Here is an 18,826-nt window from a genome sequence, read left to right as displayed (position 1 = left end):
TTGTTCCAGCAGTGAGAATAGTGTGGAGAGGACGTACTGGATGTTAGGATCAATGTGTAGCTGGGAAGTTCAGGATATAGTTATGCAGAAAAATGGAATTCAGACAGATAACCCAATAGTCGGGAAGAAATAATGGATTCGTCAGATAACCCCCCCACCAGAGCTCTTAGGCACAAACCCACGGTACCTGTGCCATTCCATTCTGCGAAAAGCGTAAGCATCGAAAGCCGGATTTACTGGCTGACAGCTACAGCCAATTAGCAGCATATTACTATATTTTCCATTGTTTTATGCACAAAAAGGGCAATTATAGTATACTAAGTATCAGATTCTGCGTTATTATAATTTGATATAGGCATGTAGAAGCCATAAAGGAAACGGAAACTATCAATTTACAAATACGAACGATTGTTCTAATATAATAGGTAGTTATGTTTGGGGAATGAAAGGAGTAGATGATCGATTGGCTAGTGAATATCAATATTCGGACGACTCCATCCAGGTCTTGGAAGGGCTTGAGGCTGTAAGAAAGCGACCTGGAATGTATATAGGGAGTACAGATACCCGCGGACTGCATCATCTGGTGTTTGAGATTGTCGATAATGCTGTCGATGAGGCGCTTGCAGGGTATGGAAATGAAATTAAAGTGAAAATACATAAAGACAATAGTATCTCTGTACAGGATAGCGGCCGGGGGATACCAACTGGAATGCATAGCACAGGAAAGCCGACAACTGAAGTGATTTTCACCGTTCTTCATGCTGGGGGGAAATTTGGACAGGGCGGCTATAAAACCAGTGGCGGACTGCACGGTGTGGGCTCCTCTGTTGTTAACGCTTTATCGGAATGGCTTGAAGTGACAATATTCCGGGATGGCTTTACCTATTATCAGCGGTTTGAGAATGGCGGGAAACCTGTTACCACTCTGGAAAAAAGAGGGGCAACGAGGAAAAAAGGAACGCTCATACATTTTAAACCAGACCCAGCAATATTCTCAGCAACGGTGTATAATTTTGAAACCATTTCAGAACGCTTGCGGGAATCTGCATTTTTATTAAAAGGACTAAAAATGGAGATTATTGATGAGCGGTACGACCAGAAGGAGTTCTATGAGTTTCCTGCAGGTCTTGAATCGTTTATTACGTACTTGAACGAAGAGAAGGATACACTTCATCCTGTTGTTTCATTTGAAGGTGAACAGCAGGGCTTAGAAGTTGAATTTGCCTTTCAGTTCAATGATGGCTATGCCGAAAGTATGCTTTCATTTGTAAACCATGTTCGCACAAGGGATGGCGGTACTCATGAATCTGGTGCTCGTTCAGCTATAACAAGAACTTTCAATGATTATGCAAGAAGAATAGGGCTACTGAAAGAAAAAGATAAGAATCTCGAAGGAACGGATATCCGCGAGGGGCTAACAGCCATCGTCTCGGTTCGAGTTCCGGAAGATAAGCTGCAATTTGAAGGCCAGACAAAAGGAAAGTTAGGGACAACGGAAGCACGCTCCGTTGTCGATGCCGTTGTTTCTGAAAATCTGAATTACTTTCTGGAAGAGAACCCGGATTTTTCCGGAATGCTGGTCAAAAAGTCAATCAAGGCAAAAGAAGCCCGTGAAGCGGCCAGGAAAGCCCGTGAGGATGCAAGAACCGGTAAAAAAGAAAAAGAAAAGATATATTAAGTGGAAAGCTTACACCTGCACAATCCAAAAACCCGCAAAGAAATGAACTTTATTTGGTTGAGGGGGATTCGGCTGGCGGTTCTGCCAAACAGGGCAGAGACCGTAAGTTCCAGGCGGTGCTTCCATTGCGGGGTAAAGTTATCAATACAGAGAAGGCTAAACTGCAGGATGTTTTCAAGAACGAGGAGATCTCAACCATTATTCACACAATCGGTGCGGGTGTGGGCGGCGATTTCGACTTGGAAGATGTTCAATACGAAAAGATCATTATTATGACGGATGCTGATACGGATGGAGCGCATATTCAAGTACTTCTGCTAACCTTCTTTTATCGTTATATGCGCTCACTTGTTGAAGCAGGAAAAATCTTCATTGCATTGCCACCGCTCTTTAAGATATCCAAAGGAAAAGGAAAGAGTGAAAAAATCGTTTACGCCTGGGATGAAGAAGAAATGAAGAAAGCTATCAAGCAATTCAAAAACGGCTATACGATCCAGCGTTATAAAGGTCTCGGTGAAATGAATGCCGATCAGTTATGGGATACGACAATGAACCCGGAATCCAGGACATTGATACGCGTAACGATTGACGATATTGCCCGGGCAGAGCGAAGAGTTACCACATTAATGGGCGATAAGGTGGAGCCAAGAAGAAAATGGATTGAAGGCCATGTTAAATTTGGTCTTGAAGAAGACACCAATATACTTGAAAATGAAAAGATTCAAACAGAGGAATAGTATTCCTGCATCGATAGTTGTTCAACATTGCTTATTATGCTGGCATTTGATTTTCTTGCCCATTTGAACAGCTATCGGAAATTAATTTATGATTAAAAAAATCCCATGTTGGAGTAATGAATGATTAAGTAAGGGGGGATTGATTTGTCACAGACAGAAAAGTTTTTGGACCTACCTTTAGAGGAGGCAATTGGTGACAGATTTGGCAGATATAGTAAGTATATTATTCAGGACAGGGCGCTTCCCGATGCACGAGATGGCTTGAAACCTGTACAAAGAAGAATATTGTATGCGATGCATGTAGAGAAAAATAGTCATGACAAACATTTTCGAAAGTCAGCGAAAACGGTTGGTACCGTTATCGGTAATTATCATCCGCATGGCGATTCGTCCGTTTATGACGCAATGGTACGTTTAAGTCAGGACTGGAAATTAAGAAATGTGTTAATTGAAATGCACGGGAACAATGGAAGTATGGATGGTGATCCGCCTGCAGCAATGCGTTATACAGAGGCAAGACTGTCCAAGATTTCATCTGAGCTTTTACGTGATATAGATAAGGAAACGGTTGACTTCATCCCCAATTTCGATGAAACAACATCCGAACCAGTTGTCTTGCCTGCAAAATTTCCCAATCTGCTTGTAAACGGTTCGACCGGTATTTCGGCAGGTTATGCAACAGATATACCGCCACATAATCTTGAAGAAGTAATTGAGGCAGCAATCCTGAAAATGGATAAACCCGATGTTACGGTTCAGGAACTAATGAAAGTAATCAAAGGGCCAGATTTTCCAACCGGAGGAATCATTCAGGGTGTAGAAGGTATCCAAAAGGCATACGAAACTGGGCGGGGCAAAATAATTGTCCGCGGAAAAGCAGAAATAGAAACATTGCGCAGTAATCGTGAGCAAATTGTAATCACGGAAATCCCATACGAGATCAATAAAGCCACCATGGTCAAAAAAATGGATGAGCTGCGAATCGATCGAAAAGTGGAAGGGATTGCCGAGGTGAGGGATGAATCGGACCGTACCGGACTTCGTGTGGTTGTTGAACTGAAAAAGGATGCCAACAGTGAAGGTGTCCTGAATTATTTGTATAAGAATACGGACTTACAAATAACCTATCATTTCAATATGGTAGCTATCCAGGACAAAACACCGAAATTGCTGTCATTACCGCAAATGCTTGATGCATATATTTCACATCAAAAGGATGTAGTTACCAGACAATCTGCATTTGATCTGAAAAAGGCGAAGGACCGAGCGCATATTGTAGAAGGTCTTATCAAGGCGATTTCGATATTGGATGAGCTGATTGCAACGATTCGTGCATCCAAGGATAAGTCAGACGCGAAACAAAGGATTATCGCGGCATATGATTTTACTGAGGCACAGGCAGAAGCCATTGTCATGCTCCAGTTGTACAGACTAACGAATACAGATATTACACAGCTGGAAAAGGAAGCTGCTGATTTGAGAAAGACAATCCTAGGATTAGAAGCTATTCTAGGCAGTGAAAAGAAACTGTTCCAAACAATCAAAAAGGACTTGCGGGAAATCAAAAAGTCGTTTGCGGAGCAAAGACGTACAGTGATAGAAGATCAGATAGAAGAATTGAAAATCAATATCGAAGTGACTGTCGCAAGTGAAGATGTACTTGTTTCCGTGACACACGACGGCTACATTAAACGCACCAGCCTAAGATCGTACGGTGCCTCCAATGGAGAGGATATGGCATTGAAAGAAAACGATTATCCGATTGGCTTGCTGGAAGTCAATACGACCGACACACTCCTTTTGTTCACAAATAAAGGGAAATACATTATCACCTCGGTCCATGAGCTCCCGGATATCCGCTGGAAGGACATAGGACAGCATGTGTCGAACATTGTGCAGCTGGAAAAGGATGAATATTTGATTCAATGCATTCCTGTCAGAAACTTTAAGGACACAACAGATTATTTGGTCTTCTTTACCAAAAATGGAATGGTTAAACGAAGTGAATTCAAGCTATATGATGCACAGCGCCGTTCAAAGGCTTTAATTGCCTTGAACTTGAAAAAAGATGATGAAGTAGTAAGCGTGTATCAGTCCAATGGGAATTCAGATGTCTTTCTTGCATCGAATAAAGGCTTTGGATTATGGTATCATGAATCCGAAATATCTGTTGTCGGACAGCGTGCGGCAGGTGTAAAAGCAATAATGCTGAAAGAGGATGAACACGTAGTTAACGGTCAGGTGTTTGATGACCTCACTGAACCATCACTAGCAGTGGTGACACAACGAGGCGCATGTAAACGGATGAAATTGCAGGAATTTGAAAAAGGAAGCCGCGCCAAACGAGGCCTGATCATGCTTCGTGAATTAAAAAATAAGCCTCATCGTATCAAGGGCTTCTTTGCACTAAGCGAAAATGACACCATCTGCTTCCTTACCGCAAACGGTGAAACACATCACGTCTTCCCTCTTGAGCTATCTGCAAGTGACAGGTACAGCAATGGATCTTTCATCATTGACAGCGACAATCAGGGAGAAGTCATTAAAGTCTGGAAGGAAGCTTCTTATACAAAGCCTTTCGAAGATACAGAGTAAATTTTTTATTAATGGAACTCCCAATTTATTTAAAACACTTTCCATTTTTGCAGTTACAGTATAAAATCAATGTGTAACGATTCATAACTGTCATTTTTTGAATAATATTCAGATAACAGCGGGATTATCGTATATCCGGTTGTTATCTGAATGATTGGGAGGTTAATAATGAATTTTGATTTAACGCAGGAACAGAAGATGGTTAAAAACATGGTAAGCGAATTTGCAGAACAGGTAATCAGACCTAGAGCAATAGAGATTGACAAAAAGGCAGAATTTCCGAAAGATATCTTTGAACAAATGGGTAAACTTGGCTTGCTCGGTATACCATTTCCCGAAAAATACGGTGGTTCTGGTGGAGATACCGTTTCATATGCACTGGCTGTCGAAGAAATCGGACGTGTGTGCGGGAGTACTGGCTTAAGCTATGCTGCAGCAGTTTCACTTGGTGCAAGTCCATTGTATTACTATGGCACCGAGGATCAAAAGCAAAGATTTTTGAAACCGCTTGCAAAAGGGGAAGCTTTAGGCTCTTTTGCTTTAACAGAACCGAACGCTGGCTCAGATTCAGGTGCGACGGAGACGACTGCTGTACTGGATGGTAATGATTATGTAATCAATGGAGAGAAGTGTTTTATCACAAATGCTGGATTTGCTGAAATAATAATTGTAACCGCTGTCACAAAGAGGCATAAAAATGGCAGGAACAGGATTTCTTCCATCGTTGTGCCGACAAATTCAGCGGGTGTCAAGATTACCAGCAATTATGACAAGATGGGTGTACGCGGATCCGATACAGCAGAAATTGTCCTGAATAATGTTCGGGTGCCAAGGGAAAATCTGCTTGGCACGGAACATGATGGCCATAAGCAATTTCTTCATACATTGGATGGAGGAAGGATTTCAATCGGCGCATTGGGCGTAGGCATTGCACAAGCATCCCTCGAAAAAGCCCTCTCCTATGCAAAGGAACGGAAACAGTTCGGAAGGTCGATAGGTAGTTTTCAAGCCATCCAATTCAAGCTCTCAGATATGGCAATGGAAGTTGAACTTGCCCGGAATATGGTCCATAAAGCCGCTTGGCTAAAGGATAAGGGAAAGTCCTTCAGTAAAGAAGCAGCCTATGCCAAGCTTTTTGCTACGGAGACGGCATTTCGGTCAGCAAATCAGGCGATTCAAATTCACGGAGGTTATGGCTATATGCGTGAATACGAAGTGGAGCGATATTTAAGGGATGCAAAACTATTGGAAATTGGCGAGGGAACATCAGAGATTCAGAGACTAGTAATCGCGAGGGAATTAGGCTGTTAAATGCAGAAACAAAACATGTCATTGGATCCATAAGAATAAACTTAAGGAGAGCGTGTATGTTCAGAAAAATACTTATAGCGAACCGCGGTGAAATAGCTGCGCGGATTATACGAACCTGTAGGAAGATGGGGATTGAAACGGTTGCTGTATACTCAGAAGCCGATCAAATGGCACCCTATGTACAGCAAGCAGACGAGAGCTATTTGATTGGCCCTCCGCGTGTCAGTGAAAGCTACCTGAATGCAAGCAGGATATTGGAAATTGCCAAAATAACCCATGCTGACGCTATCCATCCTGGCTATGGATTCTTAAGCGAAAATGAAAAATTTGCAGAAGAATGTGCAGCTGAAGGGGTTATTTTTATCGGGCCGTCCAGTTCTATTTTAAACCAAATGGGAAATAAAATAGCGGCGAGGAAAGCTATGAAGGCAGCGGGACTTCCCATCATACCGGGAACCGATGACGCTGTTGATACGGTAAAAGAAGCCTTGTCTGCTGCAAGGGGAATCGGTTATCCCATTATGTTAAAGGCGACAGCAGGGGGAGGTGGAATCGGCATGGAGGTGGTTCACACAGATGAGGAGTTAATCAGGGCATTTGAGAGCAATTCCAAACGCGCATTATCTTTTTTTGGAGATGGTTCGATGTTTATCGAAAAAAAGATTGAAAACGCCCGTCACATTGAGATCCAGGTTATGGCCGATCAGCATGGTCAGGCCGTCCATCTATATGATCGTGAATGTTCCATCCAAAGACGCAATCAAAAGGTTGTGGAAGAAGCTCCATCCATTTTCATCACAGAAAAGACCCGCAAGTTGATGGGAGAAGCTGCAGTTGATGCTATAAAACAACTTGGCTATACGAATGCAGGCACCCTGGAATTTCTAGTGGATAGTCAAGAGAATTTTTATTTCCTTGAAATGAATACAAGGATACAGGTGGAACATCCAATTACAGAAGAGATTACTGGCATCGATATTGTGGAAGAGCAAATCAAGATTGCCGGCGGTATGAAATTGGCAATCAGACAAGAAGATGTGCATGTAGATGGCCATGCGATAGAGGTGCGAATCTATGCAGAAGATCCGATTACCTTTTTCCCATCGCCTGGACATATATCTACGTTTGAATTGCCTGTCGGACAGTTTATTCGTAATGAAACAGCTGTAGTTGCAGATTATGATGTCACACCTTTCTATGACCCTATGATTTCTAAGCTAATTGTAAAGGGAAATGATAGAGATGCAGCAATCCGATTATTAAAACAGGCACTTTCCGAATATAAGATAGAAGGCATCAGGACAAATATCCCCATGCTTTTGAAGATAGTGGAGCATGAGCAGTTTATAGCCGGAAATACAACAACTTCTTTTGTGGATCAATTTTATCTGCAGCAAAACAAGGAAAATTAAAGGAGGAAACAGGATGCAGGAAATAAAAGCAAGCATGGCAGGAAGTGTATGGAAAATAGTTGCAAAACAGGGGGAGCCCGTAAGAGAAGGGCAGGATATTGTCATTCTTGAATCTATGAAAATGGAAATTCCTATTACAGCAGAATCTGATTGTACAGTTAAAGAGCTGAAAGTAGCTGAAGGCGATTTTATTAATGAAGGGGATATTATTGCCATTGTTGAATAGTCACTTTGCTAAACGCTAGGTTTTAGTGCGAAGTGTAGCCACCAAAACAGTTAGGAGGTTATTATGTCCGATTTAGTTAGGCTGGATATCAAAGAAGAGCATATAGCTATCGTCACAATGGATCGACCGACGAGGGCGCATGCTTTGTCAAAGGAGATGCTTGACGGATTAAATGAAGCGCTCCGATCGATTGATAAGAATGAATCCATTTATTGCACAATCATAACCTCCACAGGTGAAAAGGCTTTTTGTGCAGGTGCTGATTTGAAAGAAAGAAGCAGAATGACAACAGAACAAGAAGTAATGGAAGCGGTCCACTACATAGGTGATACCTTAATCGCAATCGAGAGAATGAAAATGCCTGTTATAGCAGCTATCAATGGTGTGGCTGTTGGTGGTGGGTTGGAGCTTGCCCTAGCTTGTGATCTGCGAATAGCTGCAGATGATGTCAGACTTGGCCTGCCCGAGACATCCCTGGCGATTATCCCAGGGGCAGGTGGGACGCAGCGGCTACCTCGGCTGATTGGTCCTGGCCATGCCAAGCGTTTAATTTATACAGCAAAGCCTATCAGAGCAAGTGAGGCATTATCAATCGGTCTTATTGAACAGGTTGTCTACGGAAAAGATCTGCTAACCGAGGCCTTATTTGCGGCAAAAACAATTGCAGCAAATGGTCCTGTTTCCTTGAAAATGGCAAAAGCTGCGATTGATGAAGGTTTACAAACGAATATTTCTTCAGGACTTGAAATTGAACGTAAACACTATCTGAAAACAGTATCCACACAGGACAGAACCGAGGGAATAGCGGCATTCAATGATAAGAGAAAGCCTGTATATAAAGGAAAATAGCCAAGGAGGACGAAGCATATGTCAAATGTGGAAGAGCTTTATAGGCGAATGGAAAAAATAGAAAAAGGAGGAAAGGAAAAATACCATCGCAATAACCAGGAAAAGGGAAAACTGTTCGTCCGAAACAGACTCGAACTTTTGCTTGATGACGGCTTGAATCTTGAAGATGCATTTTTTGCCAATTGCATGGACGAAGACCTGCCATCAGATGGAGTGGTTACCGGGATCGGGAAGATAAATGGCCAAGATGTCTGTGTAATGGCAAACGATTCTACCGTGAAAGCAGGTTCATGGGGGAAAAGGACAGTTGAGAAGATATTGCGGGTTCAGGAAACAGCTGAAAAATTGGAACTTCCGATGATTTATCTTGTGGATTCTGCCGGAGCCAGAATTACCGATCAGATAGAAATGTTCCCTGGCAGACGTGGAGCAGGAAGAATCTTTCATAATCAAATAAAATTATCTGGCCGTGTCCCGCAGTTATGCCTATTGTTTGGACCTTCTGCAGCAGGAGGTGCCTATATTCCGGCTTTTTGTGACGTAGTAGTGATGGTTGAAGGGAATGCTTCCATGTATCTGGGATCTCCCAGAATGGCTGAAAAGGTAATAGGGGAAAAGGTGACACTTGAGGAAATGGGCGGCGCCAATATGCACTGCACTGTTTCAGGTGTAGGGGATGTGCTGGTTGAATCCGAAGAGGCGGCAATCCGCTATGCACAAAACTATTTGAGCTATTTTCCAGCCAATTTCCGCTCAAAGCCTCGTACCAGAGAATCTATAGATGCTAAGCAATTTGAAAATTCGATTGCAGATATCATTCCGGAGAACCAGAATGCGGCCTTTGATATGTACGATTTGATAGAAAGACTCATCGATGAGGGAAGTTTATGTGAAATCAAAAAGAAATTTGCAGCTGAAATCATAACGGGACTTGCAAGAATCGATGGAAATACAGTCGGAATCATCGCCAATCAGCCGCGTGTAAAGGGTGGCGTATTATTTACCGATTCCGCAGATAAAGCGGCAAAGTTCATGCAGTTATGCGATGCATTCCATATCCCTTTATTGTTCCTGACAGATGTCCCGGGATTTATGATTGGTACCAAGGTTGAACGGCAGGGGATTATCAGGCACGGGGCTAAAATGCTTTTTGCAATGAGTGATGTGACCGTACCGAAGATATCCGTCATTGTGCGAAAGGCTTATGGAGCAGGACTTTACGCCATGTCAGGACCAGCATTTGACCCAGATTGCTGTCTTGCTTTTCCAAATGCGCAAATTGCAGTCATGGGTCCAGAAGCTGCTGTAAATGCTGTAGAAGCTAATAAAATCGCTAGACTGCCGGAAGCAGAACGCGCTGGTTTCATTAAACAAAAACAGGATGAATATAAAGAAAATATCGATATCTATCGTCTCGCCTCCGAAATGGTGATCGATGCAGTTATTAATCCCAATATGCTAAGGGATGAACTTAGCAAACGTTTTAAAGTATACACAACTAAAAACATTACATGTTCGGAGAGAAAGCATGGAGTATACCCTGTCTGAAGCGATTTATGAAAATGAATTGAAGACCTAACCATTTGCGCGTATAAATTGTAAATGGAAATCCCGCTCAAATTAGTATTATAAGCACTTGTGTGAAATTAAAGTACATGCCAACAGGCAGGACATAATCTGCCAATTGGCGTGTACTTTAATTTTCTTTAGTCTGTTTATCAAAGATTTCGTTATGCAATCCCTATCAAGTATACCGTATTATTATTATGTAAACATAAAGGGTGCTTTTTGATTTGTGTGGTATGGACTGGGCTGAGAACGCTTTAAAATTGGTGGCATTCACGATTCTAATTCCGTATAATAGTCTTTATAATTGGGATGTGGAAGAAAGGACTTGAATACCGTGATTGTACATGAGAGGACACAAGCAATAAATCGTGAGCAAATTGCTGCGGTTTACCTGCAAATGATGAAGAATGGCGATAGGGCAAACGCCGTTAAAATGCTTGATATATATGAAAAACACAAGAATCAAGAATTGATCATAAGTTTTGCCGGCCATTTCTCTGCCGGTAAATCATCTATGATAAATACACTGTTAGGAAAAGAAATTTTACCTAAGAGTCCTATACCGACAAGTGCGAACGTGGTAAAAATAAGCTCTGGTGAAGGTGTTGCAAGAGTTTATTTCACAAATGAACTACCTGCAGAATATAAAGAGCCTTATGACATCGATATGATCAAGGAGTACTCGAAGGATAAAGAAGCCATCAAAAAGATTGAAATCAGTACACTGGATAGGGTTGTTCCAGATGGTGCCGCTATTATTGATACCCCGGGCATTGATGCTGCGGACGATGCTGACAGAATTATGACGGAAGCTTCACTCCATTTGGCGGATGTGCTTCTCTATATAATGGATTATAATCATGTGCAATCTGAAGTCAATCTGCAATTCCTGAAGTCCATACAGGATAAGGGTCTGCCATATTATGTAGTGATCAATCAGATTGATAAACATGATGAACGGGAATTAAGCTTTACCGATTTTGATAGAAATATTAAACAAACGTTTGATCAATGGAGTTTGAATCCAGAGTATATCTACTATACATCCCTTATCGACGATTCTGCTGAACACAATCAAATCGAGCAAATTAAGCAAAAACTTTTCAGCATGATGGAGAATCGCCATCAGCACTTACAGATTGCACAATCTGTAAGGCGGGTGATGGATGAGCATAGAGCCCATATAAAGACAACCTATGAGGCAATTGCGAATGAGCGAACAGGGAATAGCAATCATGCAGCGTTTTCCGGTCTTGATGATTTGAAAGAAATACAGGATCAGATCAACCATCTGGAAAACGAACCAGCTCAATTTGAAAAAGATTATATGCACGAACTACAGCGGACACTTCAGAATGCATATATAATGCCTGCTGGTCTTAGAGAAAAGGCGGAGCTGTATCTGGAATCCCAGCAACCGGATTTCAAGGTTGGAATTTTCGCTTCCAAGAGAAAAACATTAGAAGAGCAAGAGAGGAGATTGCGTGATTTCCTCTCGGCATTAGAAGACAACGTCAATTCCACGATTCAGTGGAAACTTCGCGACAAGTTTACAGGATTGCTAAAGAAATATCGAATAGAGGATGCAGTACTACAGAATCGTATAAATGAACTGAGGGTCCATTTGGGGAAAGACCTTGTGGAGAGTCTTATCAAACCTGGCGCCAAGGTTAATGGGGACTATGTACTCCATTATACGAATGATGTTTCGTCAGATATTAAAAGTAAGTTTAAGCAGGAATCAAGAAAGATACTGACATCCATTCATGCTTTGATTGCCGAAAAAAATAAACCGAAAAAGCTCGAGTATCTGCAGAACCTTCATGAACTTAATGATGTCAAGGCTTTACAAGAGGACTTGGACAGGATAAAAGCAGAAGAAAAGAAGGCAATCGATCTGCTGGAGAGTCAGTTAGCAGATTCCGAGATTGATGACGCCTTATTGGAACAGATAGACGAGGAACTAAACAGCAGGCAGAAACCAGTCAGACAGGACATGAATGCCCATAAAAATCGTTTAAGGTCAGATCCCAAAGAACAAAGCCCTTCCATAAATGAAAATGCGGGCTCGGGGAAATCGTCGCCAATCAGCAGTGTGCTCTCAAGTATAGAAAAAACAATCTATGCCATACAAGGTTTGCCGGGATTTGATTCATTCGTGAACGATTTAAAGGATAAAGAAAATCGGCTTCGCAACCGATCCTATACGATTGCTCTATTTGGTGCTTTCAGTGCAGGGAAATCTTCATTTGCCAATGCTTTAATGGGGGAAAAAGTATTGCCTGTTTCTCCCAACCCGACTACGGCAACGGTAAACCGAATCTGCCCTGTAACGGAGCAAAATCTGCATGGATCTGTCTCTGTGAAACTGAAAGATCGACAAGCATTAATAAATGATCTGTATATGATTACCAAGAAATTTTCCCCACCAGCAGAAGAATTCGAAAAGCTGATGGAATGGGTGCAGACAAATCAGCTGCAAAAGAGCGATCAGCTTAATAAAATGTATCAATCTTATTTACAGGCAATGATAAATGGCTATAAAGAAATGCAGCAAAATATCGGAAAAAGCATTACGATAACAATTGAGGATTTCGAAAGCTTTGTCACGGATGAATCCAAGGCATGCTATATGGAATCCATCAATCTTTATTATGACTGTGAAATCACGAGACAGGGAATCACACTTGTTGATACACCAGGAGCCGACTCGGTAAATGCAAGACACACAAATGTAGCCTTCGATTATATCAAACATGCAGATGCCATTCTTTATGTTACGTACTACAATCATGCCTTATCAAGGGCGGATAAGGACTTCCTGATGCAGCTGGGCCGGGTAAAGGAAGCCTTTCAGCTTGATAAGATGTTTTTCATTGTAAATGCAGCCGACCTGGCAGCTGATGAGGAAGAATTGAAACTTGTAACGGATTATGTGAAGGAACAACTGCAGCTATTAGGTATCCGGCTGCCCAGATTATATCCTGTTTCCAGTAAAGCTTCTCTTGATGATAAAGTGCAGAAAAAGCCAATCAATGACCAAATGCATCATTTGGAAAATGATTTTTATCAATTCATCAATGAGGATCTAGCTGCACTGACTGTCCAATCTGCAATTTCAGATATGAACAGGAGCCGCCATGCTGTTGTCAATTATATGAATACATTGCGTATGGATAACAATCAGAAGGAAAAGAGAAAACGGGAATTGCATACGAAAAAAGAAAAACTGAATGGAGATATACGTGATTTATCTACCAAGGCCTACCAAGAGCAGATCAATCAAAAAATCGATAAGCAACTATTCTATGTTGTGGAGAGATTATCAATTCGTTACCATGATATGTTCAAGGAAATGTTCAATCCAACGACAATTAATGAATCAGGAAGAAAAGCATTGCCGCAGCTTAGAAATGGATTGGAGAACTTGATAGAATATATTGGATTCGAGCTTCATCAAGAGCTGCTTGCTGTTTCTTTAAGAGTGGAAGCCTATATCCAATTACAAATAAACGAAGTACTTAAATCATTGGCGGAGAGATGTATTCAGGCCGATCCGCTATTCGAGCTTCCTGACATGGGTGCGTCTGAATTGGAAACACCTGAATATGAGCAAGGGCTAACAACTATTGATCTCGCTGCGTTTGACCGTATTATCGCTAAATTCAAAGGGACAAAAGCATTTTTCGAGAAGAACGAAAAGGAATTTATGAAGGAAGAGATGTATGCTATAATAGAGCCTTATGTGAAACAATATGTTGAAACCAACAGGCAATATATGGGAAGTGCCTATAGGCAACAGTGGGAAGATCTGGTTGCAGATAGGAAGGCTCAGGCCGAGCAGAATATCGGTTTACAACTGAATAACTATCTGCAAATGCTCATTTCTGCTGCTGATATCGGAGAACTGCAGAAGAAACAGGAACTATTGGATTCAATTTTGAAGGAACATGATATAGAGGAAGTGTCTTAAATGGAAAAAAATAATGTATTGTTAGTCGATGGAATGGCCTTGCTATTCCGAGGTTTTTTTGCTACATCCTTCCGCGGGAATTTTATGCTGACGAGTAAAGGAATACCTACAAACGGTATCTATCAGTTTATGAGATACTTTCTTGATGCTGTCGGGACATTCCAGCCAACACATGTTATATGCTGTTGGGATATGGGAAGCAAAACATTCCGGTCGGAACTTTATACGGACTATAAAGCAAACAGGGACGCCCCACCAATCGAATTGATCCCTCAATTTGATTTAATTAAAGAGGTAGTAGAAGCTTTTAATATGCCGAACATTGGTATGGAAAGCTTTGAAGCGGATGATTGTATAGGAACACTTGCTACATTATACAGTAAGGATAATGACGTAACGATATTGACTGGTGATCAAGATATTTTACAGCTGGTTGACGATAGTATCCAAGTTGCCATAATGAGAAAAGGCCAAGGTAACTACGAAGTATTCAATCAGGAGAATTTCTATGAAAAGAAAGGGATTCGTCCAAAACAGATAATCGATCTAAAGGGTTTGATGGGTGATTCTTCTGATAACTATCCCGGTGTAAAAGGGATCGGTGAAAAAACAGCTTTAAAACTTCTCCAGGAATACGAAACGATTGATAACCTGCTTGAAAACATCGATAACCTGCCCAAGGGCGTGCAGACTAAAATCAGTAATAATCTGGACATGCTGCATTTATCCAGATCACTAGCACAAATCAAATGTGACGTACCCGTCAGTTGCCCGCTGGACCAAGCAATCTGGAAATACGACAAAGTTAGAGTATCGACTAAATTTGAAGAACTTGAATTTAAGAATCTCGCCAAATTGTTATAAGCCACACCTATGAAAATCCTCTGTAGCTTGTTACGGAGGATTTTTACTGTCATCATTCCCTTTATAGGGTGCGGGGTATATGTATATACGCATGGGGGTAATCAACAAACGTGAGAGGGTATCCTTATTTGGTTGCCGGGTATAGGGGTGTGTTATATAATCGTTATATCGATTGTGTTTTATAAAGAACAACATTCTCAATTAGGGGGTTTTTAGTTGAATAAGCTATTTGTCTATGGGACCTTGCGTAAAAACGAAAGCAATGATACATATCTAAAAGACGCAAATTGTGAATTGGATCAAGCATGGGTATATGGAGAGCTTTTTGATACAAATAGAGGCTTTCCAGTAATGAAAGAAAGCGATATTCAAAAAGTTTATGGAGAATTATATACCGTAACAGATGAGCAGCTTGCTTCCATCGATTCTCTGGAAGGGTATCGTAAAGACGGTGCCGATAATTTATATGAAAGAAAAATGGTTACAGTGCATGATGAAAGAGGGCGTTTTTGTGAGGCAATAACCTATATTGCTGGGAGTTCTTTCGGGGATTCACAGGAAAACATTCCAACTTGGGACTGGAAGGTTTACCGCTACCTGAAGCGGGAGACAATGTACTATTTTGCCTATGGATCCTGCATGGATAACAGGAGGTTTAAACTGGCTAATGTGGATCAGCATTTCAATAATATTATAGGTCGTGGGAAATTGACTGGATTCGGTTTCCGTTTTAGCAGGAGTTCTAACGATGGAGCTAAAGCAGACATTGTTCTCGCTGCAGGAGAAAATGTGGAAGGGTTTATCTATGAGGTCCCTGTAGCGGCGGTTGACTATTTATATGAACGGGAAGGTGTATTTACTGGCCTTTATCGACCATCGATTGTTCCGGTAAGCATGATTGATGGTAGACAAATAGAAGTATTGACATTTATCGGTATAGACAAAAGCGATGAATCAAAACCGACGGAGGTCTACGCTGACGAAATCCTCACTGGAGCGAAACGACTGCTTAGCAATACGTATGTGGAGGGTCTTAGTCAGAGAATTAAGGGATTGATGAAGTCTTAAAAGCGAAGAAAGCAAATCTTGGTAAACAAAAGATGAAATGTTTATAATGATATATAGAGGTCTGCTGTTAATTGACAAGGTTATGTCCTTCTCGATTCGAATCGATTAGGCCTAAATAAAGAGTTTTATATATAGAAGTAATCTTTTACGAAAAAATTAGGAAAGTAGGTTCATTTTATATGAGAGTAGTACAAGATGTTACCGAATTGATCGGTAATACTCCAATGGTAAAATTAAATAAACTGGTTCCTGAGGGAGCGGCAGAGGTATATATAAAGATGGAAATGTTCAATCCGAGCAAAAGTGTCAAGGACCGTGCCGCATATAATATGATTAAAGTGGCTGAAGAAGAAGGTTTAATCAAACCTGGAGATACCATTATAGAACCAACGAGCGGAAACACCGGTATCGGTCTAGCAATGACAGCTGCGGCAAAAGGATATAAAGCTATCTTAATAATGCCCGATAACAGTACATTGGAAAGAAGGAACATTTTAAAAGCGTATGGAGCTAAAGTTGTCTTGACTCCAAGTGCGGAAAAAATGCCAGGCTCCATCAAAAAGGCTTTGGAAATTCAAAAGCAAATACCCGGAAGCTTTATTCCGCAGCAATTTGAAAATTTCGCTAATCCTGACATTCATCGAACGACTACAGCTTTAGAAATTATCAAGCAGATGGATGGCCGGCTTGACGCTTTTGTATGTACAGCGGGAACGGGTGGTACAGTAACCGGTACTGGAGAAACGCTGAAGGAGAAAATCCCGGGAATCCATGTGGCGGTCGTGGAACCAGAAGGATCTCCTGTATTGTCAGGCGGTGAACCTGGCCAGCATAAGCTCGTTGGTACGAGCCCGGGATTTGTCCCGGATATCTTAAATACAAATGTATACGATGAGATTATACAAATCAGTGATGAAGATGCTATTGGCTTACTAAGGAAATTAACCCGCGAGGAAGGAATCTTTATTGGCCCTTCAGGTGCAGCGGCGGTCTACGCGGCGATAGATGTAGCCCGGAAACTAGGGGAAGGCAAAAAGGTTGTCTGTATTGCTCCGGATACTGGAGAACGTTATCTGAGCATGAACCTTTTTGATGAATAAGCATAGGGAAAGTAACTGGAAGCAGATGCCGGCAAAATGATTGTCGGCATTTTCTGTAGATACGGTTAAGGAAAATGCTGATATTTGAAGAAACTCGAAATCTTTAAATGGTATTAAAGATTTCCTTTCTATTATGAGGTTCAACAGGATTCCTGTGGCCGAAGCTACATGGCGTAGTTTACTAAATAGCAATCTTTAAGAGAATGCCAATAGTAAAAGAATAGAGCGCTTTTTGCATCTATCGGGCGATCGCAAAAACAGGTATAATAGTTTTCGTTTGGACCGCGTTTTATTTCGGTGACCAATTCACAAAACATGGAGGTGCTCAAAATTATATATAGAAAAATTATTACGGCATCCATTACGGTTTCAATATTTTCTGTTCTGTTTGGGTTTATTGTGCCGAATCCATTCGGGGATACAATACCATCCATTTCCTATTATTTATTATCCGTTGCGATGGCTATACCTGTTTATTTGATGTATAGTTTCCCGGCTATTTTAATTTATGGAGTGTTGACCTCCATAATAAGTGATAAAGTCAGTAGATTTATAGCAGCAAAAACAGGCAATCAAAAATCCGAAATAATTATCTCTGGTATTTTGCACATTGCTTTTGGTCTTATATTACTGTTCTATAGTTTAACTGCATCTATTTTGTTTTTTATTACCGATAGAGTTTTGCAAAAACAAAATAAAAATTATCAGCTGTTGCAAGCCATTAAAAGTTTGGCGATTCCATTAGCAGTATGGGTATTTTTTATGGTTTTTGTGTATCTTGAACAACTTTAAACGTTAACAAAACAAGAGTTATCAATTTTTATATTGCGGGTTTCTTGTTTCATTCATTGTTTTTCAACCTTTAAATTTCATAAAAACAAAATATAATGGTAAAAAGTCGAAATGTGATATTGACTTTTTACTGGTTAAATAGTAGTATGAAAACCCCTATTAAACCTCTAAATCTAATTGATAACAAAGTGTTTAAAGGGAACAGACGCCAAGGAGATTTCTTATCTTCGGGATTTAAATGTTGATTGTCGTTGACAGCTAGATTAATAATTGATAGAATGTAAAAGTTGTCAAAAAAACGTAAATTCCAATCAAGAAATTATACATTGACATCTCTTGTTAGAATGTGTTATATTTATAAAGTCGCCAATTTGAAAAGCGGCTAACAAATTTGCTCTTTGAAAACTGAACAAAACAACCAGTATGTCAACCAAAAAGAAACTTGTTTCTTTTTGAAATAACTCATTAAGTTTCACTTATTGAGAAAGCAAGAAGCTAAGAACACAAATGGAATTGACCGGTGTCGATTCTATTCAAACACTTTTATGGAGAGTTTGATCTTGGCTCAGGACGAACGCTGGCGGCGTGCCTAATACATGCAAGTCGAGCGCGGGAAGCAAGCTGATCCTCATCTGAGGTGACGCTTGTGGAA

At 40.9% G+C, this 18,826-nt stretch carries 11 protein-coding genes, 1 rRNA gene and 1 pseudogene; all 13 read left to right on the top strand.

Features of this window, described 5'->3' with window-relative positions; all coding sequences use genetic code 11:
• Window positions 1–442 precede the first annotated feature (442 nt).
• Window positions 443–2,415 (top strand): annotated as a pseudogene (gene parE / locus OMHG_RS05710) (DNA topoisomerase IV subunit B).
• A 144-nt stretch (window positions 2,416–2,559) separates the two neighbouring features.
• On the top strand, window positions 2,560–5,010 hold the full coding sequence (parC, locus tag OMHG_RS05705) for a DNA topoisomerase IV subunit A (protein WP_010649093.1): 2,451 nt from the start codon (window positions 2,560–2,562) through the stop codon (window positions 5,008–5,010).
• A gap of 168 nt (window positions 5,011–5,178) precedes the next feature.
• A complete protein-coding gene (locus OMHG_RS05700) occupies window positions 5,179–6,321 on the top strand; it encodes an acyl-CoA dehydrogenase family protein (RefSeq protein WP_010649091.1) in 1,143 nt (380 codons plus the stop codon).
• A 56-nt stretch (window positions 6,322–6,377) separates the two neighbouring features.
• On the top strand, window positions 6,378–7,733 hold the full coding sequence (locus tag OMHG_RS05695) for an acetyl-CoA carboxylase biotin carboxylase subunit (protein ID WP_010649089.1): 1,356 nt from the start codon (window positions 6,378–6,380) through the stop codon (window positions 7,731–7,733).
• Window positions 7,734–7,746: 13 nt separating this feature from the next.
• Window positions 7,747–7,959, top strand: coding sequence for an acetyl-CoA carboxylase biotin carboxyl carrier protein subunit (locus OMHG_RS05690; RefSeq protein WP_010649087.1), 213 nt, complete (start codon window positions 7,747–7,749; stop codon window positions 7,957–7,959).
• Between the two features lie 63 nt (window positions 7,960–8,022).
• Window positions 8,023–8,808, top strand: a complete 786-nt coding sequence (locus tag OMHG_RS05685) for an enoyl-CoA hydratase-related protein (protein ID WP_010649085.1) — start codon at window positions 8,023–8,025, stop codon at window positions 8,806–8,808.
• An 18-nt stretch (window positions 8,809–8,826) separates the two neighbouring features.
• Window positions 8,827–10,356, top strand: coding sequence for an acyl-CoA carboxylase subunit beta (locus tag OMHG_RS05680; RefSeq protein ID WP_010649078.1), 1,530 nt, complete (start codon window positions 8,827–8,829; stop codon window positions 10,354–10,356).
• Between the two features lie 355 nt (window positions 10,357–10,711).
• Window positions 10,712–14,350, top strand: a complete 3,639-nt coding sequence (locus OMHG_RS05675; protein ID WP_044476841.1) for a dynamin family protein — start codon at window positions 10,712–10,714, stop codon at window positions 14,348–14,350.
• A complete protein-coding gene (locus tag OMHG_RS05670) occupies window positions 14,351–15,214 on the top strand; it encodes a 5'-3' exonuclease (RefSeq protein WP_010649074.1) in 864 nt (287 codons plus the stop codon).
• Between the two features lie 216 nt (window positions 15,215–15,430).
• Entirely contained in the window at window positions 15,431–16,282 is an 852-nt protein-coding gene (locus OMHG_RS05665) for a gamma-glutamylcyclotransferase family protein (protein WP_010649072.1), read from the top strand.
• A 179-nt stretch (window positions 16,283–16,461) separates the two neighbouring features.
• Window positions 16,462–17,382 carry a cysteine synthase A gene (gene cysK, locus OMHG_RS05660; RefSeq protein WP_010649070.1) on the top strand — a complete coding sequence of 307 codons (921 nt, stop codon included), beginning with the start codon at window positions 16,462–16,464 and terminating at the stop codon, window positions 17,380–17,382.
• Window positions 17,383–17,679: 297 nt separating this feature from the next.
• Window positions 17,680–18,174 carry a hypothetical protein gene (locus OMHG_RS05655; protein ID WP_237566153.1) on the top strand — a complete coding sequence of 165 codons (495 nt, stop codon included), beginning with the start codon at window positions 17,680–17,682 and terminating at the stop codon, window positions 18,172–18,174.
• A 542-nt stretch (window positions 18,175–18,716) separates the two neighbouring features.
• Window positions 18,717–18,826 (top strand): 16S ribosomal RNA (locus OMHG_RS05650); the annotation flags it as partial.

Source organism: Oceanobacillus massiliensis str. N'diop (genome assembly GCF_000285495.1).
Classification (GTDB): Bacteria; Bacillota; Bacilli; order Bacillales; family Amphibacillaceae; genus Oceanobacillus; species Oceanobacillus massiliensis.
This window is presented reverse-complemented; position numbering and strand designations above follow the sequence as displayed.

Bases quoted from the DNA above. Each gene is read 5' to 3' on its own strand.
- OMHG_RS05700 (WP_010649091.1), top strand. From the start codon at position 5,179: ATGAATTTTGATTTAACGCAGGAACAGAAGATGGTTAAAAACATGGTA.
- OMHG_RS05695 (WP_010649089.1), top strand. From the start codon at position 6,378: ATGTTCAGAAAAATACTTATAGCGAACCGCGGTGAAATAGCTGCGCGG.
- OMHG_RS05690 (WP_010649087.1), top strand. From the start codon at position 7,747: ATGCAGGAAATAAAAGCAAGCATGGCAGGAAGTGTATGGAAAATAGTT.
- OMHG_RS05685 (WP_010649085.1), top strand. From the start codon at position 8,023: ATGTCCGATTTAGTTAGGCTGGATATCAAAGAAGAGCATATAGCTATC.
- OMHG_RS05680 (WP_010649078.1), top strand. From the start codon at position 8,827: ATGTCAAATGTGGAAGAGCTTTATAGGCGAATGGAAAAAATAGAAAAA.
- OMHG_RS05670 (WP_010649074.1), top strand. From the start codon at position 14,351: ATGGAAAAAAATAATGTATTGTTAGTCGATGGAATGGCCTTGCTATTC.
- cysK (WP_010649070.1), top strand. From the start codon at position 16,462: ATGAGAGTAGTACAAGATGTTACCGAATTGATCGGTAATACTCCAATG.